This is a genomic window from Dyadobacter koreensis, from assembly GCF_900108855.1.
GTDB lineage: Bacteria > Bacteroidota > Bacteroidia > Cytophagales > Spirosomataceae > Dyadobacter > Dyadobacter koreensis.
On record NZ_FNXY01000003.1, the window covers coordinates 172379 to 198306 of the forward strand.

Annotated in this window: 24 protein-coding genes; 7 read left to right on the top strand and 17 right to left on the bottom strand. The window is 40.7% G+C overall.

Going from position 1 to position 25928, the window contains the following annotated elements:
* Positions 1–12: 12 nt before the first annotated feature.
* From BMY70_RS09445 to BMY70_RS09470, 6 genes are all read right to left on the bottom strand, one after another.
* Positions 13–1074 (bottom strand): methyltransferase, encoded by a 1062-nt coding sequence (locus tag BMY70_RS09445; protein WP_090334936.1) that lies wholly within the window; start codon positions 1072–1074, stop codon positions 13–15.
* 18 nt (positions 1075–1092) lie between these two features.
* Complete coding sequence (locus tag BMY70_RS09450; protein ID WP_229209551.1) at positions 1093–1779, bottom strand: YdcF family protein; 687 nt, start codon at positions 1777–1779, stop codon at positions 1093–1095.
* 146 nt (positions 1780–1925) lie between these two features.
* Positions 1926–2555, bottom strand: a complete 630-nt coding sequence (locus tag BMY70_RS09455) for a hypothetical protein (RefSeq protein ID WP_090334937.1) — start codon at positions 2553–2555, stop codon at positions 1926–1928.
* 31 nt (positions 2556–2586) lie between these two features.
* Complete coding sequence (locus tag BMY70_RS09460; protein WP_090334938.1) at positions 2587–3219, bottom strand: hypothetical protein; 633 nt, start codon at positions 3217–3219, stop codon at positions 2587–2589.
* Between the two features lie 28 nt (positions 3220–3247).
* Positions 3248–4507 carry a flexirubin biosynthesis putative acyl-CoA ligase FlxY gene (flxY, locus tag BMY70_RS09465; RefSeq protein WP_090335477.1) on the bottom strand — a complete coding sequence of 420 codons (1260 nt, stop codon included), beginning with the start codon at positions 4505–4507 and terminating at the stop codon, positions 3248–3250.
* 47 nt (positions 4508–4554) lie between these two features.
* The gene (locus BMY70_RS09470) at positions 4555–6240 is read right to left on the bottom strand and encodes a C45 family autoproteolytic acyltransferase/hydrolase (protein ID WP_090334939.1); all 1686 of its coding nucleotides are present in this window, start codon (positions 6238–6240) and stop codon (positions 4555–4557) included.
* 87 nt (positions 6241–6327) lie between these two features.
* Here BMY70_RS09470 and BMY70_RS09475 point away from each other — a divergent pair, with 87 nt between their 5' ends.
* Both BMY70_RS09475 and BMY70_RS09480 read left to right on the top strand, forming a co-directional pair.
* A complete protein-coding gene (locus BMY70_RS09475; RefSeq protein ID WP_090334940.1) occupies positions 6328–6951 on the top strand; it encodes a 4'-phosphopantetheinyl transferase family protein in 624 nt (207 codons plus the stop codon).
* Between the two features lie 70 nt (positions 6952–7021).
* Complete coding sequence (locus BMY70_RS09480) at positions 7022–9499, top strand: PIG-L family deacetylase (protein ID WP_090334941.1); 2478 nt, start codon at positions 7022–7024, stop codon at positions 9497–9499.
* Positions 9500–9522: 23 nt separating this feature from the next.
* Here the strand turns inward: BMY70_RS09480 and BMY70_RS09485 are convergent, their stop codons facing one another.
* The 8 genes from BMY70_RS09485 to sufC all read right to left on the bottom strand — a co-directional run bounded on the left by BMY70_RS09485 (position 9523) and on the right by sufC (position 16003).
* A complete protein-coding gene (locus BMY70_RS09485; protein WP_090334942.1) occupies positions 9523–10632 on the bottom strand; it encodes a vWA domain-containing protein in 1110 nt (369 codons plus the stop codon).
* Between the two features lie 95 nt (positions 10633–10727).
* Positions 10728–11156, bottom strand: coding sequence for a BrxA/BrxB family bacilliredoxin (locus BMY70_RS09490; protein WP_090334943.1), 429 nt, complete (start codon positions 11154–11156; stop codon positions 10728–10730).
* A 123-nt stretch (positions 11157–11279) separates the two neighbouring features.
* Positions 11280–11591, bottom strand: coding sequence for an SUF system Fe-S cluster assembly protein (locus BMY70_RS09495; protein WP_090334944.1), 312 nt, complete (start codon positions 11589–11591; stop codon positions 11280–11282).
* 61 nt (positions 11592–11652) lie between these two features.
* Positions 11653–12072: a SufE family protein gene (locus tag BMY70_RS09500; protein WP_090334945.1), complete on the bottom strand. Its 420-nt coding sequence runs from the start codon at positions 12070–12072 to the stop codon at positions 11653–11655.
* An 18-nt stretch (positions 12073–12090) separates the two neighbouring features.
* Positions 12091–12471 carry a DUF5618 family protein gene (locus BMY70_RS09505; protein WP_090334946.1) on the bottom strand — a complete coding sequence of 127 codons (381 nt, stop codon included), beginning with the start codon at positions 12469–12471 and terminating at the stop codon, positions 12091–12093.
* 51 nt (positions 12472–12522) lie between these two features.
* A complete protein-coding gene (locus tag BMY70_RS09510) occupies positions 12523–13749 on the bottom strand; it encodes a cysteine desulfurase (protein ID WP_090334947.1) in 1227 nt (408 codons plus the stop codon).
* 88 nt (positions 13750–13837) lie between these two features.
* Positions 13838–15157: a Fe-S cluster assembly protein SufD gene (gene sufD / locus BMY70_RS09515; RefSeq protein ID WP_090334948.1), complete on the bottom strand. Its 1320-nt coding sequence runs from the start codon at positions 15155–15157 to the stop codon at positions 13838–13840.
* Positions 15158–15235: 78 nt separating this feature from the next.
* Positions 15236–16003 (bottom strand): Fe-S cluster assembly ATPase SufC, encoded by a 768-nt coding sequence (gene sufC, locus BMY70_RS09520; protein WP_090334949.1) that lies wholly within the window; start codon positions 16001–16003, stop codon positions 15236–15238.
* A 263-nt stretch (positions 16004–16266) separates the two neighbouring features.
* Between sufC and BMY70_RS09525 the strand changes: the two genes are divergently transcribed.
* The gene (locus BMY70_RS09525) at positions 16267–17718 is read left to right on the top strand and encodes an arginine deiminase family protein (RefSeq protein WP_090334950.1); all 1452 of its coding nucleotides are present in this window, start codon (positions 16267–16269) and stop codon (positions 17716–17718) included.
* A 72-nt stretch (positions 17719–17790) separates the two neighbouring features.
* The gene (gene ctlX, locus BMY70_RS09530) at positions 17791–18747 is read left to right on the top strand and encodes a citrulline utilization hydrolase CtlX (RefSeq protein ID WP_090334951.1); all 957 of its coding nucleotides are present in this window, start codon (positions 17791–17793) and stop codon (positions 18745–18747) included.
* A 61-nt stretch (positions 18748–18808) separates the two neighbouring features.
* Here ctlX and BMY70_RS09535 read toward each other — a convergent pair whose 3' ends face one another.
* Positions 18809–19267 (bottom strand): phage major capsid protein, encoded by a 459-nt coding sequence (locus tag BMY70_RS09535; protein WP_090334952.1) that lies wholly within the window; start codon positions 19265–19267, stop codon positions 18809–18811.
* A 278-nt stretch (positions 19268–19545) separates the two neighbouring features.
* On the opposite strand from BMY70_RS09535, the gene BMY70_RS09540 reads away from it, so the two are divergent.
* Positions 19546–21612 carry a TonB-dependent receptor gene (locus BMY70_RS09540; protein WP_090334953.1) on the top strand — a complete coding sequence of 689 codons (2067 nt, stop codon included), beginning with the start codon at positions 19546–19548 and terminating at the stop codon, positions 21610–21612.
* Between the two features lie 209 nt (positions 21613–21821).
* Positions 21822–22946 (top strand): radical SAM family heme chaperone HemW, encoded by a 1125-nt coding sequence (hemW, locus tag BMY70_RS09545; protein ID WP_090334954.1) that lies wholly within the window; start codon positions 21822–21824, stop codon positions 22944–22946.
* An 82-nt stretch (positions 22947–23028) separates the two neighbouring features.
* On the opposite strand, the gene BMY70_RS09550 is transcribed toward hemW, so the two are convergent.
* The gene (locus BMY70_RS09550; RefSeq protein WP_177196992.1) at positions 23029–24480 is read right to left on the bottom strand and encodes a collagen-binding domain-containing protein; all 1452 of its coding nucleotides are present in this window, start codon (positions 24478–24480) and stop codon (positions 23029–23031) included.
* A gap of 384 nt (positions 24481–24864) precedes the next feature.
* Here BMY70_RS09550 and BMY70_RS09555 point away from each other — a divergent pair, with 384 nt between their 5' ends.
* The gene (locus BMY70_RS09555) at positions 24865–25362 is read left to right on the top strand and encodes a DinB family protein (protein WP_090334956.1); all 498 of its coding nucleotides are present in this window, start codon (positions 24865–24867) and stop codon (positions 25360–25362) included.
* A 71-nt stretch (positions 25363–25433) separates the two neighbouring features.
* Here the strand turns inward: BMY70_RS09555 and BMY70_RS09560 are convergent, their stop codons facing one another.
* The gene (locus tag BMY70_RS09560; RefSeq protein ID WP_090334957.1) at positions 25434–25856 is read right to left on the bottom strand and encodes an OsmC family protein; all 423 of its coding nucleotides are present in this window, start codon (positions 25854–25856) and stop codon (positions 25434–25436) included.
* Positions 25857–25928: the final 72 nt, after the last annotated feature.

Consider the following 25928-nt stretch of genomic DNA (forward strand, 5'->3'; position numbering starts at 1 on the left):
CAATAAATTTGGTTACGCCTTTTTTCTGCATTCTAAAATTGTATGGTAACTGTCCCCGATCAACGGATAGGTTTCAATGACTTCGAAACCCGCCTCGTCTACCAAAGACTTCATTACATCAATGCTGTACATTTTACTGTTCCCGTTAGCCATAATCGTAAAATATAACGAGGTAGCTACTAAACTGAAATGTGCCGCAGGATAGTTCTGATTGTTAAAAAACGGCTCCAGAATGAACAGCCTTGTTTCAGCCGAAGCAGCCTGATAAGCGTTCTTCAAGATACAAACAATTTCTTCTTTTGAAAAGCAGTCCAAAAACTGGCTCATCCAGATCACGTCTGCTCCCTGCGGAATTTTTTGTTCCGTATCGAGCAAGTTGATCGGATAGAATTCAATCCGGTCTGTCAGCCCTTTTTCCGCTGCATTTTGCTTGGCCACATTCAACTGAACAGGCAAATCCAGTATCTTAATTTTAACATCTGGATCATATGCACAGCAAGCAAACGACCATTTTCCCGTATTCCCTCCTATATCAAAAATTGTACCCGTCTTTTTACTAAATACAATTTTCAGGGCCGACGGGAAAGCGCCGTCCGAATAGTAATGATCAAAATCAAACCATGATTTCTTTGCCGGTTCCGGTAAGATGGACAATCCTTCGTAAATCGTCGGCCAGTCGCCAAGGACCTTCAACCCTTCCGGTTTCCCATTTCTGATACTGTCAGTCATGGCCTTGGCACCTAAATAACAGACATCATTCATGAAATTGACATTCACTTTTGTCATTTCATCCTTCAAAAGGAAGAAGCCAACTTTGGTAATTTTTACCATGCCATCTCCAAAACACTCGACAACTCCAAGAATTTCGGCAGCTTCAATTAATAACTCGACGCCATATTCAGAGACATCCAGTTTTTCAATAATTGTGGAAATTGACACACCTTTCCTGTTATTATTAATAAATTCCAGAATCCCCAGATCTCTTAGCGCGATTACCGACTGAAAATACATCGGTCCAAATGCTATTTTTTGTGCTTCATACTTGGCATCAATTGCCGAAATTTCTTTTTTCATTGTGCTGATTAAGGTTCCTTACTTAGATGCTGACTTCGGCACCATTCTATCTTTGAATCGTCTTCTATATTTTTTCTTTTTTAAATCTTCCTCATGCCAGATAATATATTTGCCCATTGTCCCTTTCAAACGCTGGTACAAATTCTCTCTGTCCGACAATTTTACAAAATCTTTTTTTAATGCAGATTCAGGATTTATCGTTGGTTCGTATAAATTTAGCACCTTCAGCGTATCAATTACCGTTGGCAAAAGCGCAACGGGTAATTCAAACTTCCTGATAAACTTTCCCATATAACTGCTTTGAAAAGGGTCAGATGCCAGGGCAATTTTAGTAAAACCCATGTCCTTGGCCATCCGGTAAGAATAATAAACGTTCTCAACGCTGTGCTCCGCCTTCTGCTCGGTAAAAATATGTTCTTTCGGAATACCCAATGCCTCTCCATAAAGTGCCATCAGCTTGCTTTCTACATAAGGCGTCGCCACAGCCGAGCCAGAAAAAATCACATTTTTCGTATAACCCCTGCTATATAAATATTTTGCCCAGTGGATTCTCATCTTGTGAACCATATCCCATTCCCCGTCTTTATAGGGAAAGCCCGGCACAATTATGGCATCGTATGGCTGGCCTTTCAATCCCTCGTGAAATGCTTTCGCAGCAGACCGGTAATATATCTTCGAACATCCTGAAAACAGGAATAAAATCAAGATTGATAAGATACAGTTTCGTCTCAAAGCCGGGATTATTATTTAAGGAGGAAGCTGCGCAAAGTCCTGATAAAAGGGATCTTGCACAGCTTCCATTATTTAGTCAACGATTTAAATGAACGAAGAAAATTCTTCTTCATCAAGTATTATTTAGCAGACTTGCTCCACTGCTTGTAATATTTTGAATCGATGGATTTATTGATTTTATACACCGCACCTGCCCAATAATTGCGGAATCCAAAACCTGCCGCTGAACCTTCCAGTTTTTCTGTGTAAAGAACTTTTTTCGTTTTCAGATCTATAAAGGTAACCCATGCGTACATTTTTTCAGCATTTTTATTCAGACTTTCAACTACGTAAACAAGTCCGATGCCATCCTTTTCACTTAACGAATACTTCGAAACTGATTTCTTAACCTGATCTTCGGTGATAGTATAAGCCTCCTCAGTGATATTGTCTTTAACGTCCGCGGATTCATTCAGCTTAATCATATCCGCGACTTTGGACTGATATTGGTCCGGCTTTAATTTAAACGCATCTTGCAGTGAGAACTTTTTAGGTTCAAATTCGATCAGATTATTCCAGCTTACCATATGCTGATTTTTGATTGCAACAGGATCTGTAAATCCGGCTCGGCCGATATATTTGGCCTGCGTGAAGTCAAGACCCAGAAAAGTAAGCTTTGCTTTTCCACTATAAAGATCTGACATCGTATTTTGCGCAGAAACCTGTCCTGCGACAAATAACACAGCTAAAAAGAGTAGAAACTTTTTCATGAAGATAGAATTTAGATGAGTTGGAAATCTTTCAAAATAGATAATAATGCAATAATTTAAGTTTTTTGTCAACATAAGCCGCCAGTATTTTACCCGCTTTCGCATAAGATTCAGCAATCCTGGTTCCTGCGTCATAATCCATACCCATAAATTGTCCGCCCGGAACATTGTTCAAAACCATTTCTGCCACCGTTGACTTACCTGAAGTTTCTATAAGATCAACTTTGTAGTTCAGGTACGCATTTTTACGCATTACGCCAACATTAAATCCTGGTTCAAGAAAAACGGTTTTTATGATTAACGTATATTTTGCATCCTGGCTCCCCTGAATTGCCTTTAATCCTTTTTCCTCCAATCCTTTGTTGAATAATTCTTCAAACTTTGGCTCATAACGATTTTTGCGATCGGCTACCCAAGCCTTCTTCCATTCGTCTCCTTTTCCTGCTTCCTTCGCATTATACTCGGCAGATTTCTTATCGAGATACTCTTTTTCAGTGGCGAATTTCCCTACTCCAAAATCGGAATAATCATATTGAACATTAAGGACTTTCTGTCCTTCCAGAACAGCGACGTCTCCTGATCTCAGGTCAATTCTCTGAGCAAAACTGACCTGAAAGGCCAGAAACAAACCTGATACTAATGTGGCAAATTTTAAATTTTTCATGCTATAGATATATGATTTTGACTAAGGATCAAAGATATATCAACTTTTCAGGTTTTCTTTTTTCCTGTTTGAATATTCGGTGGTTTAGTTCTTGAGCGGTGATGAACTGAAGTGCCGGCGTAACGCGCAAACGTGACTTAAACAGCGAATGAAGCTTTTCTTTAAACAATGCGGTTTCCAGATTCATCGTCAGCAGTATTGAGATTTCATCATTTCCGAACTCGTTTTTTGATACTACGACCTGGTACAATTCGATTTCAGGAACCATATCCAGTACATCGAAAAGTGCCGGAGGGAAAATGGTCGTTCCCTTGAATTTTATCATCTGCTGCTTCCGCCCGACGACAGGACCGAGTCTGGTCGAGAATCTTCCACACGCACAAGGTTCATAGTAAACATGGCAGAGGTCCCCCGTCTTGTAACGCAGCAAAGGCATCCCTTCAACACCCAGCGTCGTCACTACTACTTCGCCCATTTCTCCCTGGCCAACCACATTTCCGGTTTCGTCAACGACTTCCAAAATAAGCAAATCGGGATTTAAGTGTCCGCCTTTTCCTTCCTGACACTCGGTAAAAGCAGCGCCCATTTCCGTGGAGGCATAGGTTGAAAACAACTTCACATCCCATTGCGACGTGATTCTTTTCCCCAGCTCATTGTAGGTAAAATCCGGATTCCGGATCGGTTCTCCAATGCACAGAATAGACTTCACAGACGATGCTTTATAGTCAATTCCGTTTGCTTCTGCGTATTCGATCAATCTCGGGATAAATGAGGGAATCGCGATGAGAACAGTTGGCGAAAATCGCTGAATTGACTCCCATTGCAAAAACGGCGCTCCTGGCCCGACCCGAATCATCCCAGCACCCATTTTTCTGGCCCCCATCCAATAAGCGAGCCCCGCCATGAAACGCCGGTCAATGGTCGTCATTAATTGATAAATATCATCTTCGGTACCATTTGCACAACGAAAAGCTTCCGCTTCATTATTAGCAAGCCGTTCCACATCTTTATCCGTAAGATAAAAAGCGACCGGATCACTTAATGTTCCTGAGGTTGTGACGAAGTCCGCGATTTTATTTTTTGGCACGCAAAGGAAATCATCATTGTAGAGTGCCAGATCATCTTTTGTCGTAAAAGGAATTACCGACAGATCATCTGGCGATTTTATTTCTTTAATATCAATTCTATTTTCTTCAAAAACCCGCTTATAGTAGGAAGAGTTTGTACTTAGGTAATCAAGAATTTCTTCAAGCTTTTTACTTTGTGATGCTAAAATTTCCTTTGTCATATTGAGGTAATTTTCTAATAGATCCATTTCTTTGCAAAAAAATCAGATCAGGATTTTTCCTTTTTACAAGCCTCGATTTTGGCTTTTATAGTTTTTATCTCGCTCTTGGAAGCAACTACATGCTGCAATGATTCCTGATAATACCCGATCGCCTTGTCATAGTTTTTTTGTTTCTCATAATAATCTCCCAAAGTCAGATAGGTCACATAACTCTCAGGATTATTAGTAACCATCGCAAACTCGTCCGCCGGCGTAAGTTTATATGGAATTCCTAACATGACATACTTATGGATTTTCTGTTTGGTAGCCTTAAAAGCTTCGAATTTTTTGTAATCCCCTGATAGCAAAAAAGTATCCGCTTTTATCGCCAGCGAATCAATCGCATGAAAAGTTTCCTTATGGGAAAAGACGTCATTCAGGTCATAACAAATAAATTTTCCAAGCTGGTAAGGCGGCGTCGATACCCATACTTTTCGCTCAGCAGGTTTGAAAATAACACCGTGATGTGCAATCAGCTGGTTCAGCGACCGGGAATTTCCGTAGCCAATAAAGGTGTCATTCAAACCTTTTTTATCACGCAAAATTTCTGCCGCTTTGTTAACATCCATAGGATAATTTCGGGTCATCAATTGATTCATCCGTTCAAAACGCGCTTTCGAATCTGTTTCGTCCAGATTTTTGATATTGACCGAGTCTTTGATAAAAGCAGATCCCTGATAATGATTAGCACAGACCAGATAATCCTTCCCGGACGAATACACATCCATTTTTTTGGGCGATTTCTCAATAATAACGGCCTTATTATCCTGAGCAGAACCGATCAAAAGCGATTCGGAAACAAACGTATCTCTTTTTTTTGCAATCGCGTTTGCTTCATCAATGGTTGCGGCATACTGTAAAATTTCCCGTGCCAACAAAGAAATCGGTTCTTTTGCGCCATAGGGAATATCGGATTTTGAAGCATTCAGCGTAACAGTAATACCTTTTTCGTTGATCCCGGAAACCACACCGGTAAGCCCGGCCCAGGCATAGGAGGCAAATTTGTAGCCTTTATCCGGATTGATAAAAACGATAAGCTTATCTTCCGCAAAAGCATCGCCCATATAAAAGTCAAAATTTCTTCCGATCAACAAAGTTGAGTCTTTTGAGAGAGAATTATTTACCGCGAATGACGTGCATCCAACCATATTCAGGTCAGTCAGCGCGTGACCTATATCGTGGGCCGCATGATAATTTAGAATCCTGTAATATTTTGGCCCGATATAATTGAACTGATCAGAAAACGACTGGGAGACACCGTAGATTTCCTGCAAGTTTTCGTCCTGGATATATTTGTAAATATCTTTGTTAAACCAGGCCACGAACCCTTTCAATACTTGAAGAAAAAACGAATTGGGAATGATTTCCTTAATTTGTGCGACGAAATGGACTTCCTGTTTTTCCATCAGTTCTTTGGCCAGAACGCCGTAGATCAGTCCTCGTTCATAAGGCGCGCCTTCGAGGTACATTTCCCAAATACCGTTTTTATTTTTTCTGAGCCAGCAATTATCCACCTTATAAGAATCAGGACCAAGCTTGATACGTTTGTAACTTTGTGGCGTTTTTGTACTGTTAACTTCGGGTGTAGGCAATTTCACCAGCCAGATAAACAATCCAAAGGCTAGCCCAACGACCAGAAATGTAATACTGAGAAATTTGAGAATGGTACGCGCTAATCTATTTTTAGGCCACATATTTCGCTGGGAATGATAATTTCAGAGGCAAATAATGACGACATTTCGTCTTCCTCCAATTAATTAACGCGCAAAATTACAAATTAAATGGGCTTGGTATATAAAAAGATATTGTCTGGTGATGCATTTCTGGGGCTTTGGGAAATCTCGGAATCTTTGCAGGAGCTGCTTTCAACAGCAAATCTTTCGGCGACGGAAAAGGAAATTTTGTCAAAAAAAGTCAGTGATAGACGAAAAAAAGAATGGCTGTCTGCGCGATGCCTTGCCAGGACAATCCTGCCTGCCCCATCGGAAATTCGCTACAACAAACATGGAAAACCGATCCTTGAAACCGGAGAATATCACATATCGATTTCACATTCCGAGAATTATTCAGCAGTTTACCTGAATAAAGAAAAACCGGTAGGCGTTGATATTCAAAAAATAAAACCGGATATCGCAAAAGGAATTGATTATTTTCTGAACAATCAGGAGCAGTTATGGGTTGATAAGACAGACTTTATCACATTAAATATTTTGTGGTCTTGCAAAGAATCGGTGTTCAAATATGTCTCTTCATACGAGCTGGATATTAGAAACCAGATTTTTTGCAATTCATTTGACGCACAAACAGATGGAGAGATTGAAGTGATCATCCGCAACGAAAACCAGGAAATCCTGTCGATTCATTATGAAGTCTTTGAAGATTACGTGCTTACACGTACATTGTAGAAAGAAACATTGTGTATTCGGTTTATTTATTTTTTTGCCCCTAAACACCAGGCCCATTTGACATTTCTGTATGAAAAAATTTACGTTCCTCCTATTTCTGTTTGTCTCCTACCAAATTCATGCTCAGGTTCCGGCACTTTCTTCCAGTGAAATTTATCAGGGTATAAAAAAATTAAATGTTCTTGGCTCAGTATTACATATCGCCGCGCACCCGGATGATGAAAACACGTTGATGCTTTCGTATATGTCGAAAGATCAACTGGTTCGCACAGGGTATCTCTCTTTAACTCGTGGTGACGGCGGACAGAATCTCATCGGAGCTGAGCAGGGTTATAATATTGGTGTCATTCGGACGCAGGAATTGTTAGGAGCCCGGAAAATTGACGGCGCTCAACAATTCTTCTCACGGGCCTATGACTTTGGTTTTTCGAAAACACGTAAGGAAACATTGAATTTCTGGGATCAGGATAAGGTATTGGGAGACGTTGTCTGGATGATCCGTAAGTTTCAGCCGGATGTGATTATTACCCGTTTTCCACCGGATCCGAGAGCGGGGCATGGTCATCATCAAACATCTGCCTATCTTGCTGAAGAGGCCGTCAAGCTTGCCGCTGACGCAAAAGCATATCCCGACCAACTTAAATATGTAAAAACATGGCAGGCAAAACGTTTGGTCTGGAATACATTTACGCCAGGTTTCACTAACAAAAAACCCGAGGGCGAAAAGAATCCGTTTATTTCTACTGAAATCGGAGGTTATAATCCAATTCTTGGCAAATCTTATACGGAGATTGCCGCAGAAAGCCGTAGTCAGCATAAAAGTCAGGGATTTGGAAGCTCGCCAGTTCGCGGGGAAAGAATTGATTATTTTCTTCATAAGGAAGGAACGCCTGCCAAAAAAACGCTTTTCGATGATGTTGATATTACGTGGAACCGCGTTTCGGGAAGCCAGAAAGTGCAGTCTTTGGTGACGGAGGCTATCAAGAATTATGAAATCGCCAATCCCTCGGCTTCTGTTCCTTCCTTGCTCAAAATCAATGCTGAACTGAATAAACTGGACACCGCAAATATTTATGTAAAAGCGAAAAAACAGGAAATCTGCGATTTACTGGCGCAATGTGTCGGTTTATTTTTCGAAACAAATCCAAATGAATTCTCTGCTGTCGCCGGCGATTTGGCAGATATAAAAATCACCGTTGTGAAACGTTCTCCCTATCCCGTTAAGCTGACTTCTTTACGCTGGACCGGAATTAAATCAGACAGTGCTCTTAATCTGGCCTTGGGTTCCAATGAAATGAATACATTTTCGATAAAAGCTCATTTGCCGGAATCATTGCAGACGACACAGCCATATTGGTTGGAAAAGCCAATCGATAAAGGAATTTTCCAAATTGACGATCAGCAGGATATTGGGTATCCGGAAAACAGACCGGAGACAAAGACAGACTTTGTTTTTGAGATCGATGGACAAAAATTCAGTTACACCAGGTCATGGATTTACAAATTTACTGATCCGGCTATTGGTGAAATTTACCGTCCCTTTGAAATCCGTCCTGCCGTAACAACCAACATTAACGAGCCTGTTTTCATCTTCGCAAACACTGCTCCCAAGATGCTGACCGTTATGGTGGAGGCGCAAAAACCGCATGTGAAAGGTGAAGTTAAACTTGACTTGCCCAAAGGGTGGAAGTCCCAACCCGCGAAAGCTGAATTTGATCTTACCGAAAAATACCAGGAACAAAATTTCTCTTTTACGATAACACCGCCAGCCAAAAATGAAGAGGCTGTCATTAAATCCGTTGCTGTTGTTGATGGAAGAACATATGATAAATCGATCCGCACAATCAACTATCGCCATATCCCAAGTCAGACGTTATTTCCACCAGCAGAGTCTAAACTTGCCAAACTGGATGTAAAAACGACAGTTTCAAAAATTGGCTACATCGCAGGCGCAGGCGACGATGTCCCGATGGCACTTCGACAAATGGGCTGTACGGTAACCATGTTGAGCGAGTCTGCACTTTCGAAAGATCTTAGCGAATATGAAGCAATTATTGTCGGCATTCGTGCTTATAACACAGAGAACCGGCTAGCCTATTATCAGGAAAAATTAATGGATTATGTTAAAAATGGCGGAACAATGGTCGTTCAGTATACGATTCCTGCGCGTTTGTTAGTGAAGCAGATTGGCCCATATCCGATTCAGTTAAGCGCAGAAAGAGTTGCAGAAGAAGATGCAGAAATGCGATTTTTAAAGCCGGATCACCAGCTATTGAATTATCCAAACAAGATTACCCAAAAGGACTTTAATGGCTGGATTCAGGAACGGGGTTTGTATTTCGCAGCGGATTGGGATAAAACGAAGTATGAGGCAATCTTTTCGAGTAACGACACTGATGAAAGTTTGAAAGAAGGAAGCGTGCTTTATGCCCAATATGGAAAAGGCCACTATATCTACACAGGTCTTTCATTTTTCCGTGAACTTCCGGCAGGTGTGACAGGCGCCTACCGACTTTTTGCCAATATGATTTCAGTGGGTAAAAAATAAAAAAATAACCGGTTAATAGCCGGTTATTTCATATTCTTCCTACGGTTACGCTGAAAATCTTCCAACACAAACCCGCCCAGGCCCTGAAGGTTGCTGTAATACGCACGTCCGTTATTCACCTTTGTAAAGTTCTGGACAAACTGCTTTAAATAAGGATCTGTTGCAATCATAAACGTTGTCACCGGAATTTCCAGACGGCGGCACTGCGCAGCCAGTGTCAGCGTTTTACTGATGATCTTTCGATCAAGCCCGAAACTGTTCTTGTAATATTTAATCCCTTCCTTCAAGCAAGTTGGCTTACCGTCAGTGATCATAAATATTTGCTTGTTCCGGGTTTTCTTACGGCGTAAGATATCCATTGCAAGTTCGAGTCCGGCAACTGTATTTGTATGATAAGGCCCCACCTCAAGATAGGGAAGATCTTTCAGTTGAATCTGCCAGGCGTCATTTCCAAAAACAATGATGTCAAGGGAATCTTTGGGATACTTTGACCGGATCAATTCGGCAAGAGCCAATGCTACTTTCTTCGCCGGAGTAATCCTGTCTTCTCCGTAAAGAATCATGGAATGGCTGATATCAATCATAACTACCGTCGCCGTCGTCGTTTTCTGCTCACGCTCAACTACTTCAAGATCGTTTTCCATCAGCATAAAGTCGCCGATTCCATGATTGACCTGAGCATTCTTGATTGATTCGGTCATAGCAATCTGGTCCAGCGTGTCACCAAACTGAAACTGGCGGATATCACTGCTCAACTCATCACCCGTTCCCATGTAAGGCGTATGATGATTACCTCCTGATTTCGATCTTTTCAATTTACCAAAAATCTCGTCCAAAGCACTTTTTCTAATGCTTTTTTCCGCTTTCGGCGTCATGATCAACTTATTCTCCCCCTCGCGCTTTTCCTCCGTTATGTATCCTTTTTTCTTCAAATCATCGAAGAAATCGCCGATCCCATAGGAATCATTCGTGAGGTTATACTGCCTGTCGAGCTCGCTCAGCCAGGACATAGCCTCGCTTACATCACCTGACGTCATCAGCAGTAATTGCTGAAAAATATCAAAAAGCTGATCAAACTTGCTATTTCCGGTTTGTTCTGCTGGTATAAATTTGGTGAAACGATGTCCTCGCATAAAAAATCAGATCTGGAAATAAATCTTTAAAAAACAGACGGCTACCTTCGATTTATTTTGAAAGTAGCCGCTTAAAATATTAACAAAGAATTGACTTACGCTTCTTCCGCGCAGAATTCTTCATAAGCCATTTGTAAATGTTGTGCGATCATTTCAGCCGAACGACCTTCAATGTGGTGACGTTCTACAAAATGGATCAACTCGCCATCTTTGAAAAGCGCAACCGCAGGAGAAGACGGAGGATATGGCAAGGTATATTCACGCATTTTTGAAACTGCTTCGATATCGAAACCAGCAAACACAGTTGCCAATTGATCTGGCTTCACTTCGCTGCGATCCAAAGAAGCTCTAACACCCGGACGTGCTGCACCAGCCGCACAACCGCACACTGAATTGATCACTACCAAAGCAGTACCTTTCATGTTCTGCATGAAGTTATCCACTTCTTCCGCACTTGTCAAATCCTGAAAACCGACATTAGTCAACTCCGCCTTCATAGGCGCTACTAATTGTGGAGGATACATATTTTCTTAAAGTTTAAAGTTAAAATTTGATTATCTAGTCGTCATTAGCAGTGCGCTTCTGACTGTACAAATTATTATTATCTTAGGTTTTGATTGCCGATAGCTGAAAGCCGACCTCCTCAATCACATAAATCCAAGTTCAAGCTTTGCTTCTTCAGACATCATTTCTGTTGTATAAGGAGGATCAAAAGTAAGCTCGATACTTACATCATTTACGCCTTCCACCTCTCTGATTTTTTGCTCAACCTCTCCTGGCAACGTACCCGCAGACGGGCAAGAAGGCGAAGTTAATGTCATGGAAACAAACACATTGTTTACCGGAAATATTTTCAAATCATATATCAGGCCAAGCTCGTAAACGTCAACCGGAATCTCCGGATCATAAACTGTTTTAATCGCTCTGACAACTTCTTCACGTAATTCTGATTCAGTCATTTCTTTTTTAGTTATGATAACATCAAGTGAAGAATCTTAGTTTTCACTTTACACTATTTTTTTACTCAGCAGCCTGATAAGCGATGCCGTAAGTTCTCATCTGTTTCAGCATTGAGGCTAATCCATTCGATCTGGTTTGTGCCAAATGCTGGTGCAAACCGATTCTTTCCATAAAATAAAGATCGGCACTTGCAATTTCCTCGGGTGTATGCCCTGACAAAACTTTTACAAGCATACTCACTAATCCTCTTACAATAATTGCATCACTGTCTGCCTCAAATTTCAAAAGCTCCCCATCCATGTACGCATTCAGCCATACTCTGGACTGGCAGCCTTTAATAATATTTTCTTCGGTTTTGAATTGCTCTTCCAAAGGAGGGAATTGTTTTCCGAGATCAATAATATACTCGTATTTACTTTCCCAATCATCAAACAATTCAAAATCCTCGATAAGTTCGTCTTGTGCTTCTTTAATTGTCATAATCAACAATTCCTATTTTCAGGCCTCAGCCATTCGGGTTTCTAACCAATGAATAACTACTTCTGCTTCCTCAAAACCTATTCTGGCAACTCCTGCGTTCGGAATACCATCATAACTCATTGATAAATGTAAAATGTCATAAACCGAAACAAATCTGGCCAGCAGCTTTTTGTCTAAAGCTGACAATTTCTGTTTGTACCAATCCACATCTTTTCTGCCTTTACCCTTCTTGCCTAAAAATGAATCCAATGCAACTAAGACACCAGCGTATGCCGTATGACCAGCCATCTTTACGTATTTCGTATCCTGATAGTAACCATCAACTTTCTGAGCCTTCTCCGTCAGAATTTCCCTGGCATTGTCAAGATACCTTCTCGCTTCAACGATTTGCGAATTCATTTTTAAGATTTTATAGTGTGTAAATATAATATATTTTCATTTCCATGTCAGCTAACCCAACATCTTCTTCGCCTTGTGAAGTCCTTTGATCAAACTGTCAATTTCCTCAATTGTATTGTAAACAGCAAATGATGCACGGGTGGTTCCTAAAATACCCAGACGGCTCATTAAAGGCTGGGTACAATGATGGCCTGTCCGGACAGCAATTCCCTGATTATCCAAAATCACAGCAATATCCTGATGGTGCATTCCTTCAATAACAAACGATAGAACACTTACTTTATCTTTCGCCTGACCAATAATTTTCAATCCAGGAATCTCACGAACAGCGTCCGTAGCATATTTCAGAAGTTCACTTTCATATTTTGCAATGTTATCTTTGCCTAGCGTATCGACATAATCCAACGCATATTTAGCAGCAACCACATCCGCAATATTGGGCGTACCCGCTTCAAATTTATAGGGTAATTCGTTGTAAGTCGTTTTTTCAAACGTCACTTCTTTGATCATTTCTCCACCGCCACGGTAAGGAGGCATAGCATCAAGCAATTCTTTTTTACCATACAAAATACCCATTCCGGTCGGCCCGTATATTTTGTGAAGCGATAACGCGTAAAAATCAACGTCAAGAGCCTGAACATCCAAAAATAAATGAGAACTCGCCTGGGCGCCGTCCAGCAGCACCTTTGCACCAACTTTATGTGCCTTTTTAATAATGTCAGAAACCGGATTAATGGTCCCCAATGCATTGGAAGCATGTACTACGGAAACAATCTTCGTTTTTCCAGAAAGCATTTTTTCGTATTCATCCATTAAAAGTTCTCCTTCATCATTGATTGGGATAACTCTCAAGACACAGCCTTTTTCTTCACAAAGCATCTGCCACGGTACGATATTCGAGTGGTGCTCCATCGTTGAAATGATGATCTCATCACCTTCCTTCAAAAATTTTCGTCCATAAGATTGCGCAACAAGATTAATGCTATCAGTTGTCCCGTACGTAAAAATAACTTCTTCGGACAAAGGCGCATTGATAAATTTCTGCATCCGCCGACGCGTATCCTCGAAAGCACCGGTTGCTTTTTCCGCCAGATGGTGAATACCACGGTGGATATTGGCATTGTAATGTTCATAATAACCTGACAACGCGTCCAGTACAATCCGAGGTTTTTGAGTTGTTGCGGCGTTGTCAAAATACACAAGTTGTTTTCCACCAATTACCTCATTAAGAATAGGAAAATCTTTACGGATGGACGCGATATCTGGGAAATTAGTCATTATACCGTTATTTAGAAAAATGCCCAACCCAATTGAAGAGAAGGTTGGGCATTACAAAAAAGTTTATGTTGCAAAAACAGAACGAGAATTACTTCTCAGAAAGTTTCTCTGCAATTACATTTTCAAGGTATTCACGGATGGAGTCGATCTTTATTTGAGAAACAACATCAGCACAGAAGGCAAACATCAAAAGTGACATAGCCTCCGGCTTCGAAATTCCACGTGAGCGCATATAAAACAAGGCTTCCTCGTCGATCTGCCCTGTCGTCGTTCCGTGTGAACACTTCACGTCATCAGCAAAAATTTCAAGCTGAGGTTTTGTATACATGGTTGCCTCTGTGGACAGCACTATGTTTTTACAAGACTGGAAAGCGTTGGTTTTCTGCGCGTCGGGACGAACAAATATTTTCCCGTTGAAAACACCCTTCGACTTGTCGCGCAAAATTCCTTTATACAATTCGTTACTTTCAGAATTTGGCTTACGATGATCTGCAACAGTATGGTTATCAACATGCTGAGTTCCGTCAGGGAAATATAAACCGTACATATATGCTTCACAATGCTCGCCATCGATCACAATATTCAGGTTATTTCTCGTAAACTTTCCATTCAGAGTTACCGTTGCCGCATAAAAGTGCGACTTTTCCAGCATTCGAACCTGTGTGGTTCCGATGTGGTACGCATTTTCACTTTCATTCTGAACTTTGTAATATTCAACACCTGCTTCCTCGCCCACATTGATCTCCGTCACAACATTTGTAAAAGAGCGCTGCTCGCCTATTGTTCTGAAAGCTTCTGCGATCTTGACATGCGCATTTTTACCAACAGCAATAATATTGCGAGGCTGACTTCCAATGTTTTCCTGACGGGAATCACTTACGAAACGTAAAATTACCGGATGCTCAACAGTCTTATTATCCGGAACGTGGATAAAGACACCGTCATGAGCAAAAGCCGTATTTAGTGATGTAAATGAGTCAGTATCATCTTTTACCAGTTCATCAAAATACGAATTGACAAGTTCAGGATTGTTTTTATATGCATTTTGCAAAGAGTCAATGATAATCTGATCCGTAGAGGAAACCATCGTTGACAAAGCGGCATTGTAGTGGCCGTTGACAAAATACAAAATATTTGCAGCTTGCTCAGGCATTTTGAGATCTACCAGATCGTCTGCTGAAAGCGTATCGCTTGCATTAAAATTATATGAAGCACTGATCAGATCACGAACGTTGCTGTATTTCCATTCTTCGTTTTTGATGGTTGGAAAGCCCAACTCATCAAATTGTGCAATGGCAGCACGTTTCTTTTGATGAAAAGCCGATTTGGCCTCACCATTCATCACGGATTCCCGTGCATGAAAATCAGTGATTAACTTCGTTTTTAAATCTATGGTTTCGGTACTCATTCCTTTTGGTATTGAAAGTGATTTTACTTGGCTGCCCTTTCGGTTAGCCTTACAATAACCTGGTAAATTAAAAGCAGATTATTGATTTACTTCCTCAGCCTCAACTTCGGCCTTGATCCAGTCATATCCTTTTTCTTCCAATTCGAATGCAAGTTCTTTGCCACCGGATTTAACAATTCTTCCTTTGTAAAGGACGTGAACGAAATCAGGCACGATATAATCCAAAAGACGCTGATAATGCGTTACCACGATAGCAGAACGTTCAGGAGAACGAAGCGAATTAACACCTTCTGCCACGATCCTTAATGCATCGATATCAAGTCCTGAATCGGTCTCGTCAAGAATAGCCAGCTTCGGTTCAAGAACCGCCATCTGGAAAATCTCATTTCTTTTTTTCTCTCCACCTGAAAATCCTTCATTCAAAGCACGTTTCAGCAACGAGTCGTTCATGCTAACCAATTTCGCTTTCTCACGTACCATTTTAAGGAACCGTGCTGCATCCAAAGGTTCTTGTCCGTTATATTTACGAATTTCGTTAACCGCAGTTTTCAAAAAGTTGATGGTAGTAACACCAGGAATTTCAACCGGATACTGGAATGCAAGGAAAATTCCTTCCGCCGCTCTTTCTTCTGCTGCAAGTTCCAATAATTCTTTTCCGTCAAAAATTACGTTTCCACCCGTAACTTCGTACTCTTCTCTTCCTGCTAAAACCGAAGCCAAAGTACTTTTTCCCGATCCATTCGGCCCCATGATGGCATGCACTTCACCTGGTTTGATTTCCAGATTGATGCCTTTTAATATTTCTTTACCTTCGATTGAGGCGCGTAATCCATTAATTGAGAGCATAACTAAATTTATACTTGTATATGTAGTTCTTGGTAATTTACCGCAAAAGTAGTAAGCTTTGGTCGTATATGAAAATAACCACCCCGTGCAAAGCAAACATTATCTTAATACAACATTATTAACCTTTTTCCTGGCATGTATGTTCCATCATTCCGGAGAATTTCGAACATAGTCTATATAAATGTAGACAAAGCAATCAACAAATAACTTTATTCCCGATTATACGCCGTACTTTGTGATCAGAGTTCTAAGTTTTACAGTCTATGAAATCAGATAAATCATTTTCCTCAGCAATACATGTTTCCTCAGAAGTTGGTACATTAAGAAGGCTCTTAATTCACAGTCCCGACCGTGGTCTCGGGAAAGTCGTACCTTCAAAAGCGCAGGATTGGCTTTTTGAAGATATTGTACATTTGGATACCATGCGTAAAGGTGAATATGATTTTTACGTAAAGCTCCTTTTATATTTTCTTGACCCTGAAAAAATCAAAGGAAAACTCACAGAAATTGATTCGGACCCCTCCCGGGCTTTTTACATTCCTGGCTCTGAAAAATATTTCAATTCAGACAAAGTTGTTGATATTCAGAAACTTCTTGCCGAGATTTTACAGGACCAAAATATCAGAATAAAACTTACGGCGGCGATTTGTGGTATCGAGCGTTGTTCATACCAGACCCAAAATGAACTGCACGCCTTTGAACCGAATGAACTGGCAAAAATATTTATTTCAGGCTCGCTGCCGGACAAGCGTATGTTATTCGCTCCACTTCCAAACCTGATTTTCATGCGGGATATCGGTATTGTGATTAATGACCATATCCTGCTTAATAAACCTGCTAAATCAGCAAGGACGAGAGAATCCATCCTGGCGCAGTTTATTTTTTTCCATCATCCGATGTTTTCACTTTTGAAGGAAAATATCATTGAAATACCGGAAAATGAAAGACATTTTTTGCTTCCCGATGATGAAAAAGCAAGTGATTATCACCGGTGCACATTAGAAGGCGGTGACGTCATGATGGTCGCACCGAAACATTTACTGATCGGATGTAGTGAAAGAACTTCACTTTACGCAGCTCAGGAGGTGATGAAAATTCTGTTCGAGAAAAATGTCGTAGATACCATCACCATCATCAAAATTCCAAAAAAAAGGGATTATATGCATATCGACACTATTTTCACACAGGTAAAGAAAAATGTATGGGTTTTACTGAGCAGCCTGGGAAGATTAGGAGACGAAGCAAAAAAGAAAGATGTGCTTCACTTTTTTGCTCCAAAACAAACAAATCCAGAGTTTCAGATTCTCCAGTTCATCAAGGGATTGGAACACAAACCAATAGAAATTGAAAACCTCGAAGATCTGCTTGCTGATATCAGCCGGAATGATCTTGGAAGCAAAGAAGAAATTCAATTTATTTATTCGGGCAACAATCAGTTTCCTTATGGTGAGCGGGAGCAGTGGACAGATTCCTGCAACCTTTTAGCGTTGAAAGATGGTGTCGTCATCGGCTACGACAGAAACGATAAAACGCTTGATTCTTTTCGTGAAAAAGGATTCAGGATTATAAAGGCGAAAGATCTGCTCGAAAAATTCGAAAGAAACGAGCTTTCTCCGGAAACTTTAACGGACACTTTTATCACACTGCCATCCGCGGAATTGTCACGTGCGCGCGGGGGATCGCATTGCATGAGTATGCCCTTGCTAAGAGATTAAGAGGGATTGCAATCTCGCCAATTCGGTTGTAAATTGCATCTATACTTCTCAACCATTGAATCAAATACTCCTATGCGCTCCATATCAACAACCGCACAAATACAGCCACAGTCTACCGCAAGAATCATGATGATCAGGCCGGTTCATTTTGGTTTTAATGCCCAAACAGCCGGAAGCAATGAATTTCAGCAGAAAGAGCTTGCTGAGCATAACTTTAACATTGCTCAGGAGAAAGCTCGTGAAGAATTTGACCTGATGATTTCCCAGCTTCAGCTTACGGGGCTTGATCTTTATGTTTTTGAAGATACCGACGATATTTACCGCCCGGATGCTGTTTTTTCAAATAACTGGGTTTCATTTCACCAAAGTGGAAAAGTTGTTCTGTATCCGATGATGGCAGAAAACCGTCGTGCAGAGCGTCGCATGGATATCATAGAAAATTTGAAAAAAGATTTTCTGATTGAAGAGATTATTGACCTTACGCATTTCGAAAAAGAAGGTAAATATCTGGAAGGAACCGGAAGCATGGTTCTGGACCGGCGCTATAAAATTGCTTATGCCTGTTTATCTCCGCGTACCCATCCGGACGTTCTCAACGCGTTTTCAGAAGCATTAGGTTATGAACTCGTCACTTTTTCTGCTTCCGATGAAAATGATAAGCCTGTTTATCACACAAATGTGCTGATGTGTGTAGGAGATATTTTTGCAATCGTTTGTCTGGAAGCGATCAAAGATCCGGACGAGCGGCAAATGGTCAGATCTGCCCTTGAAGAAACAAATAAATATATTGTCGAAATTTCGCTCGATCAGGTGAGACATTTCGCAGGTAATATGCTGATGGTCAGAAATTTGAAAGGAAATAAATTCCTGATGATGTCCACCCAGGCGTTTGACTCACTGACAGAAATACAGCGAAAATCCCTGCTCGATTACGCAAGAATTATTCATACCGATTTATCTGTTATTGAAGGTTACGGTGGAGGTTCAGCCCGCTGCATGATGACTGAGATTCATTTGCCTCTGAGGTAAAAAAATAAAGCCCGAGCTACCATTTGGCAGGTCGGGCTTTATTTTTTAAATATTGATCAGATTAGTCGTTAAGATCTGCCTTAACTTTATCAATCTTGGTTCTTGTCTCCATTTTGAAGTTATCCCACTTCTCATCTGTTTCAGCCTGAAGCTTGTTAAGAGAAACTTTTAGATCGTCTTTCTCATCCTGAAGCTCCTTTTTACGCATTTTCCATTTTTCTTTTTCTTTTTCAGTTGCCTTATCCATTTTGGCATCCGCTTCATCTATTTTCGTATCAAGTTTAGCGATCGCACCGTCTATATCGGATTTTAATGCTTCTTTATCTTCATTCAATTTTGACTTGAAATCATCGCCAGCTTCTTTCATATCTGACTTAGTTTCGTCAAGGGCCTCCTCAGTGTCTTCTTTGGCTCCTTCTACTGTATCTTTTGCCGAGTCTTTGGTCTTCTCAGAACAACTGCTAAAAGTTAACATTCCAAGTGTAAGCATTGAAGCTACCAACCAACTGATCTTTTTCATTTTTTCTGTGTTTAGATTAAAATTTGTTAATCGTAGAAATATAATCTCTGTATACGTAGAAAATATCCTACCAACGGTAATTCGGTAATAATATGGCTTTAAATGTGGAAATAAGTACTCAGGACCAAGACAATTAGATCAGTCCCACTCATTTCCATTACCGTTTTATCCATTATCTGATAGTATGGTTTTAATCACAGTAGCTTTTCATACCGATACTAATTTGTTAGTATCCTCTTTAATAGAGAGATTTGCCGTAAATTCCCATTCTACAAAGTATGCTCCGATATTTATCTGTTCCGGTTTTATCAATTTTAATTATATCTGAAAGTTTTGGTCAGATTTCTGTACCAACTGATACGCTTAAAGCTAAGCTGCTGGAAGAAGTTACTGTTAATGCTTTTGAAACAAAAACAAACCGGCTTGCTACAACAGCAACTGTCGGGCTGCTTACTCCAAAATCGATTGAACGATTTTCTGCTACTACCTGGACAAATGCTGTCAATTCCATCGCCGGTGTCCGTATGGAAGAACGGTCTCCTGGAAGTTACAGATTTTCTGTGCGCGGAAGCATGATCCGGTCTCCTTTTGGAATTAGAAATGTTAAATTTTACTGGAATGGAATTCCATTTACAGATGCGGGCGGAAATACGCCGTTAAACTCCGTAGACTTTGGTGCAATCCAGAGCATGGAAGTCATAAAAGGTCCGGGAAGCAGCTTGTATGGAGCAGGAACCGGCGGTGTTGTTTTAATGCAGAGCCGTACGGACAATCCCGCCTTAAACCGCATAGAACAAAGCGCAGGCTATGGCAAATATGGTTTTCAGAGCAGAAGCACGACGCTGCAGGTGGGCGATATTTCAATTCAGTACGGACATCAGGAACAAGACGGTTATCGCAAGCAAAGTGCTATGAAACGTGATGCAATCCGATTCACCTCGACTTCTAAAATTGGAGAAAAAGGAACCTTATCACTTTTAGGAATGTATTCAGATTTGTCTTACCAGACACCGGGGGGAATTACACTTGCTCAATATCAGACCGACCCTACACTGGCGAGGCAATCCACTGCAACCGTTCCTGGAAGCGAGGCTCAAAATGCAGGAATTTATACAAAATTTGCTCTTCTGGGTGGAAATTATTCGCTGGCACTTTCTGATACCTGGACGCAGAACACAGCATTGTACCTGACTACCAATGATTTTGCCAATCCATTCATAAGCAATTACGAAAAACGTGATGAGCAAGGAATCGGGGGGAGAAACAGCTGGAAAAATAGCTCCCGGATCGGTGATATTAAAACGAACTGGACGACCGGATTTGAATGGCAATATGGGCGTTCCGCACAAAGAAATTATGATAATAACGGTGGAGTTCCAGGTAAACAACAAACAGTTGAAGATGTCCGCACAACCAATTTAACAGCATTCAGTCAACTGGAAGCTATTTTATTTTCAGATTTGACAGCGACTGTCGGATTGAGTTATAATACCTCAAAATACAAATACGAGCGCTTTTTTGTACTTCCGTACAGCAAAGAGCAAAAAACATTCGATGGAATTTTTGTTCCAAGATTTGCAATCAACAAAATTATTGCAAAGACCTGGGCAGTGACTGCATCTTATAGCAGCGGTTTCTCACCTCCTACATTGCAGGAAGTGCGCCCTTCCGCCGGTGGATTCAGAAAAGAGCTGGAAGCTGAGCGAGGTATGAATACAGAAATTGGGATTCGTAAAATAACTGAGCATTTCACCGCAGAAATCAGTGCTTACCACTTCGGCCTGAAGGAGACAATCGTAAGAAGAAGCGACGAAGCAGGCTCAGAATTTTTTGTGAATGCGGGAAAAACCAAACAGCTTGGACTGGAATGGAATCTCAGTTATGATCTCCTTTCTGATCCTAAGTTGCCTGTTGCTTTACGCATCTGGGATTCCGGAACTTATACTAAATACACTTACGATGATTACCAGCAGGCCGATACGGACCTAAGTGGCAAACTGATTCCAGGAATACCTCGTTTTATTCAGACGACTGGTATCGACGCAATTTTTAAATATGGTTTTTCACTTTTCGCGACTTACCAACATGGAAGCTCTCTTTATCTGAACGATGCCAATACCTTAAAAAATACTCCCTATAACCAATTTACCGCACGTGCAGCCTGGAAAAAAAGTTGGGGGGAACACCTTTACAGCGAACTTTCCGCCTCCGCCGAAAAAGTCAACGCAGGAATTTACAGTCTGGGTTACGATCTGAATGCTTTTGGAAACCGCTATTACAATTCCGCGCCGAAAAAGAATTTCTGGATTGGTGTTAAGCTCGGCTGGGAATGGGGTAAGAGATAATTTTCATGGATAATTAAAACTGATTTAATTTGACTTATCCGGCAGTTACGATTTTGATCGGTAATCATTTTATCAACAACTTCATTGTTCCGAGGCAAATTTGAACTTTTGTTCTGCTATCTGTTTTATTACAGTCCGTGAACGTCAATTTCGCAGATGAATTCTCGTAATATCCTTAGAATTTATCGTTAACTAATAATCCTCGAAAATTGCATCTCTACATCCATATCCCTTTTTGCAGGCAAGCTTGTCATTACTGTGATTTTCATTTCAGCACGAATACCAACAACAAACGGGCCATTGTGGAAGCCATTGCAAAGGAGATTGCGTTGAGAAAAAATTACCTGGATTCTTTTGATTTAGAGACAATTTACTTTGGTGGCGGAACACCGTCTTTGCTGGATACTTTCGAGCTGGAATTTTTAATGGATACAGTGCGTACGCACTTTAATGTAAGCCCTGCCGCCGAAATCACCCTGGAGGCCAATCCGGACGATCTTAGCTTGGAAAAACTTGTACAGCTACATCAAGCGGGAATTAACCGGTTGAGCATCGGAATTCAGTCATTTTATGAACCACATCTGAAATTTCTTAACCGGGTTCATGATTCTTACGAGGCAGGAAACTGCGTCAAACTTGCTCAGGATGCGGGAATAACAAATATTTCCATTGATCTGATTTATGCGATACCTGCCCCGGATCATTCAATTTTACGACTGGATATGCAGAAAGCATTTGATTTGAATGTCTCACACATATCAGCATACTGCCTGACAATTGAGCCGCAAACTGCTTTTGGAAGCTGGCTAAAAAAGAAGAAAATGAAACCGATCGATGAAGATTTTGCCGCCCGCCAGTTTGAAATCCTGATAGCCGGACTTGCCGAAAAAGGATATGAACAATACGAAATTTCAAATTTTGCGAGGGATACGCAATACAGTAAACACAATAGCTCCTATTGGAAACAACGTCCGTATCTTGGTGTCGGGCCAAGTGCGCATTCTTATAATCGTCTGAGCCGGGAATATAATATTTCGAACAACGCCCAGTATCTTACAGCAATCCAACAGAATAAAATTCCTTCGACCGTCGAGATTCTTTCTCAGGCAGACCAGACCAATGAGTACTTGTTAACGGGACTACGCACAAAATGGGGATGCGAACTTTCCACACTAGGCATTTTATCTGATAATCAATTCGAGAAGCAAAACCGTGACGGAATTTTGGAAATGACGCAAAAGGGTTGGCTGATCGCAGAAAATGGAACGATTTTACTCACGCAGGCAGGAAAACTATTTGCAGATCGTATCGCCAGCGAATTATTTATTGACTGAAATAATAAATCAAACCGGACACATAAATCAATTACGCGCCCGATCTGACTGATATGTGCTCCATTTAGTTAGGTAATCAAATTTATTGCTTTACAATTTTTGTTGTACTCACCGCACCGTTCGTTTGGTTTACCTCAAGAATGTAAATACCTGCACGCACTTTTGACATATCGATTTTATCCGATGAAATGGACATTGCGATTTTTTGTCCCGCAGCATTGATCAGATAAATGCCTTTTACCTTACTTAAATCATTTGTTTCGATCGTTAGATCGCTAACAACCGGATTAGGATAGGCAGTCACAACGGAGGGTGTATTTATTACAACATCCTGTACACGGCTGAACGCATACGTTCCATCCATATCTATCATTTTCAGACGGTAATAATTTTGACCATTTACCGGATTGGAATGAACAAATTGATAGCGAACCAAACTCTTGCTTTCACCCTTCGACGCGACTGTTCCGATCAGATTCCACTCTTTTGCATTTGCACTGTGCTGAATTTCAAAACGATCACTATTAGCTTCAAGCGTTGTCTCCCAGTTTAATAAAGCCTGGCTTCCCTCTTTCGCCGCTGTGAAAGCAGTTAACGTTACAGGGAGCGGAGTGACTGTCGGCATTGGGAAACTTGAGCAATAATTATGGAATTCAAAACCATTCTTCTGAGTTACGTTTCCACCGATAACAGCTTGTCCGTTAATATTGCCTCCATCACCGGACAGCGTCGCCAGCGGTGCCAGTAACTGACCTTGCAATGCAAAGCTTTTCAAAGAGATATCTGTCGCAGAAGGAAAATTGAACAACGTTTTTTCGGCTTGACCTCCGTTGATTGCACCGCCGTCTACAAAGACGTTTTTATTTGTTACGTTAATCAAAACAGACGAGTTAGCGGGCACATTGATATTAATTCCGAACGGCTTATCCAAGGGCAGCGTTACAGAAAAAACATTTAAACTCGTACTTGTCCCCGTGAGATCGATTGTTACAAAATTGTAAGGAGAATAGGTCACTATTCCGTTTGGTGTCAGATTTGAAAGCGTGACCGACAAATCTTTGTAATATGTTTTTAAGTTAGCATAAGCTAACAAATCAGTATTACCGGGACCTTTGTTTACTCCTGTACCTGCTGGATGTGTAGGAAACTGAGTATTTACCGAGGCTTCATTATACACGAAATTACCGGTCATCCCCCAATTATTAGCATTTGTGAATATGCCGTTGACAATAAAATTGTCAGTGTTAGGAGTTGCATCTCTCCCGCCGCCGGAACCTACACTATAACTGCCTGGTGCTGTAAAGTCGCCGGCAACAACAAGCCTTCCTTCACTATCACCGCCCGTTGCGTGTAAATTTCCAAAAATAATGGCGTTAAAATTCCCATTTCCCACCAACTCATTACTCAGGTAAGTACTGGGAACTGTAAGAACGGTGGTCGAACTGCACTGCGCAAAAACAGCATTTGATGTATTTGTAAAAATACCCGCAGCGAACAAACTTAAAAAGTAAACATTCCTAAAATGTGTTTTCATAAAGTCTGGGTTTACAACAATTGAATTATTTAAATTTTGTAGAAAACATTCAATGAAATTTATTACCAATTCTAAACTGTTTAATACACATTGCAAAGTGTTTCTACAAAAAACTAAGTAACTATTGTACAGATAGTTAACTCGTACAAATATATATTTATGCCGCTTATAATTTAGCATTATCACCAGAAAAAACACAAAATTTTTCCACAATACGAATTAGGTCGTGTTGTATTTTACATATATTTCTACAAAAATAGCAGTGATTGTAGTTAACACTTTACGAAGTTATTTTTTACTGTTTTTTCGGATTTAATCCGCACAACTGACATAGGGTTGTCACTGGCTGTCTTTTTCTTTGCAGCATCACTAAACAGAAAAATAATGGAATTAACGCCCTTGCTCCTGAAAGAATTTGCACAAGAAGCACTCACGACCCGCAAAATGCTTGAACGTGTACCTGGTAACAACTTTGACTGGCAACCCCATCCGAAAAGCATGAGCATCAGGCAATTGACAACGCATATCGCTGAATTACCTACCTGGATACCTTTGGTTCTAAATACAGATGAACTTGACTTTGCAAGCAGTCCATATACTCCTCAGGATATTAAGGACACTCCTGGTTTACTGGAATTCTTTGAAAAATCGTTAGCGGAAGGCTCTTCTGCCCTTCAGACTGCTAATGAAGAACAGTTGCATGATATTTGGGTACTTAGAAACGGAGAAGAAATTTATAGTAAAACGTCTAAGGCAGAATTTATCAGGATAACTTTTAGCCAGATTATCCACCACAGAGCCCAGCTGGGTGTTTCTCTAAGACTTTTAAACATTCCTATTCCGGGAAGTTACGGCCCAAGTGCCGACGACCCGAATTTCTGATATGTGAAAATACAAAGAAGCGGGCTGAGAAAATCCTCTCAGCCCGCTTCTTTTATTGTCGTAACCCTGAATTAAGAGATAAATTCAACTTCCAGTGTTTTCTCAGCATTTAATACTTTTGAAACCGGACATTTTTCTTTGGCTGCATGAGCGATTTCGTCAAATTTTTCAGCCGAAATACCAGGAACTTTGCCCTTCAATACCAAAGCGCTTTTAGTAATCGCTCCTTGTGAAGGATCCAGCGTGATGGTAGCAGAAACATTTAGTTCGTCTGCGGTAAAACCAGCTTCGTTCAAAAGGAAGCTCAATTGCATTGCAAAACATCCTGCATGAGCGGCAGCAATAAGCTCCTCAGGGTTTGTCCCCACGCCATCAGCAAAACGTGTATTGAAAGAATATTGTGTATTTTCAAGGACAGTACTTTGAGTACTCATTACCCCGGTACCCTCTTTTCCTGTACCTTTCCAAACGGCATTAGCTTTACGGTTGATCATAGCCTTCTTTTTTTTTGAATAAATAATTGTTTTGATATTACAAGTCAGAAAAATACTATCTTACTCTAATCA